Consider the following 2,351-nt stretch of genomic DNA (forward strand, 5'->3'; position numbering starts at 1 on the left):
CAATACAGCAAAGAATACTTTAAAAGGTATTGAATGTATTTACGCTCTATATAAAAAGAACCGCAGGTCTCTTCAGATCTACGGATTTTCGCCATGCCACGAAATTAGCATCATGCTAGCAAGTTAAGCGAACACTGACATGATAAATTAGTGGTTAGCTATATTTTTTTACTTTGCAACAGAACCAATTCAACAATTTGCTTAATTTGATAACCTAACCCAAACGAAATAGATTTAGAATCAATCACTGTAATATTACCATCTACCATATGGCTCGCTTGAACAGCAGTATTATAAGTACCACTTAAGCCTGACGAAAGATGAATACTTATAATTTCAACGTCATCTTGAGCTAATTGCTCATATGTTTCAATAAATCGACCAATAGGTGGTTGACTTGTTTTGACGTCTGCATCATTTTCAATATGATCGATATACTCACTTGAAGAGATATCAACTTGATCAGTGTAAGATTTCCCGTCGATTGTCAGGCTTAATGGTATAACATGAATGTTATGTTGTTTTAAATATTCATGTGATAAATCAGAGGTTGAATCCGTGACGATAATTTGTTTAGCCATAATTGCCTCCTATTTCCCTTTTCTACGCACTAAATGTAAGAATGTATGCGGTATAGTATTTTTTTCATCTAGTTGACCTTCTACTGAAGATTCGACTTCCCAGTTTTCGAATGTGTATGGTGGAAAGAATGTGTCTCCTTGAAACTTTCCATCTATTACTGTGATATACATATCATCTACCTGGTCAATCATTGCTTCGTATAACGTTTGTCCTCCAAATATAAAAACATGACCAGATAACTCTTTAATTTCATCAAGAGAGTTTATAACATCTACCCCTTCATGGTGAAATGAAGCTTGGTTAGTGAGTACGACGTTACGTCTATTTGGCAATGGCTTCCCTATAGAATTAAAAGTTTTCCGTGCCATTACAAGTGTATTCCCAGTGGTCAGTTGTTTAATATGCTTTAAATCATTTGGTAAGTGCCAAGGTAATTGATTTTGGTACCCAATGACTCTTTGTTTATCGTGAGCGACAATTATTGATAATGTCATGGTATACCTCCTTTCTGTATGCGAAATATTAATGCATCTTTTTATACCGCAATAGGTGCTTTAATAGCAGGGTGTGATTCATAATTTATCAATTCTAAATCTTCATAATTAATATCAAAAATTGATTTATCTGTATTAATTTTTAATTGAGGTGGTAGATAACTATCTCTTGATAATTGTGTATGTATTGCATCCATATGATTGGAATAAATATGTGCATCTCCAAATGTATGAATGAATTCACCCACCTCAAGTCCACATTCTTTTGCAACAAGATGTGTCAGTAAAGCATAACTTGCAATATTGAAAGGAACACCTAAAAATATATCAGCACTTCTTTGATATAATTGACAATTTAATTTACCCTCTTGTACGTAAAATTGAAACATTGTGTGGCAAGGTGGTAATGCCATTGAATCGATTTCAGTAGGATTCCATGCTGAAACAATGTGACGTCGAGAGTTTGGATTGGTTTTAATTTGTTGTATAACTGATTTTAATTGATCGTAATGATTTCCATTTTTATCTTCCCAATCTCTCCATTGTTTACCATAAACATTCCCTAAGTTGCCATATTTTTTAGCAAATGCATCATCGTTTAGAATACGTTCTTTAAATTTTTTCATTTCTTCTTTATACTGCTCGTTAAATTCAGGGTCTTGCTGGGAACGATGTCCAAAATCTGTCATGTCTGGTCCATGATAATCATCAGACTGAACATAATTTTCAAATGCCCATTCATTCCATATATTGTTATTATATTTAAGTAGGTATTGAATGTTTGTATCTCCTTTAATAAACCATAATAATTCAGTTGCTACTAATTTAAAAGAAACCTTTTTGGTTGTAAGTAAAGGAAACCCTTTGGTTAAATCGAAACGCAATTGATGCCCAAATTTGGAAATTGTCCCGGTATGTGTGCGATCATCGCGTCTATTCCCTATTTCTAATATCTCTTCGCATAAGCCATGATAAGCTTCGTCGAATGGATTATACATGCGTACAACTCCTTATAAAAATATGTACTATATTAATAAACATTATACTAGAAAAGAGGTTCTGTTGCAAAGTTGAATTTATAGTATAATTTTAACAAAAAGGAGTCTTCTGTATGAACTATTTCAGATATAAACAATTTAACAAGGATGTTATCACTGTAGCCGTTGGCTACTATCTAAGATATACATTGAGTTATCGTGATATATCTGAAATATTAAGGGAACGTGGTGTAAACGTTCATCATTCAACGGTCTACCGTTGGGTTCAAGAATATGC

General features: G+C 33.2%; 2 protein-coding genes and 3 pseudogenes. 2 read left to right on the forward strand and 3 right to left on the reverse strand.

Annotated elements, in window-relative coordinates:
* A pseudogene (locus IDG60_RS11225) lies at nucleotides 1-127 on the forward strand (IS6 family transposase); the annotation flags it as partial.
* Between the two features lie 55 nt (nucleotides 128-182).
* Here IDG60_RS11225 and IDG60_RS11230 read toward each other — a convergent pair.
* The 3 genes and pseudogenes from IDG60_RS11230 to IDG60_RS11240 all read right to left on the reverse strand — a co-directional run.
* Nucleotides 183-581 (reverse strand): annotated as a pseudogene (locus tag IDG60_RS11230) (DegV family protein); the annotation flags it as partial.
* Between the two features lie 9 nt (nucleotides 582-590).
* Nucleotides 591-1,076 carry a trimethoprim-resistant dihydrofolate reductase DfrS1 gene (locus tag IDG60_RS11235; protein WP_000175735.1) on the reverse strand — a complete coding sequence of 162 codons (486 nt, stop codon included), beginning with the start codon at nucleotides 1,074-1,076 and terminating at the stop codon, nucleotides 591-593.
* A 41-nt stretch (nucleotides 1,077-1,117) separates the two neighbouring features.
* Nucleotides 1,118-2,074 carry a thymidylate synthase gene (locus IDG60_RS11240; protein ID WP_000282655.1) on the reverse strand — a complete coding sequence of 319 codons (957 nt, stop codon included), beginning with the start codon at nucleotides 2,072-2,074 and terminating at the stop codon, nucleotides 1,118-1,120.
* A gap of 113 nt (nucleotides 2,075-2,187) precedes the next feature.
* On the opposite strand from IDG60_RS11240, the pseudogene IDG60_RS11245 reads away from it, so the two are divergent.
* Nucleotides 2,188-2,351: pseudogene (locus tag IDG60_RS11245) on the forward strand (IS6 family transposase); the annotation flags it as partial.

The organism is Staphylococcus sp. EG-SA-2, from assembly GCF_017152085.1.

What these genes read in the sequence shown, in the direction of transcription:
- IDG60_RS11235 (WP_000175735.1), bottom strand. Translation starts at nt 1,076, where the DNA reads ATGACATTATCAATAATTGTCGCTCACGATAAACAAAGAGTCATTGGG.
- IDG60_RS11240 (WP_000282655.1), bottom strand. Translation starts at nt 2,074, where the DNA reads ATGTATAATCCATTCGACGAAGCTTATCATGGCTTATGCGAAGAGATA.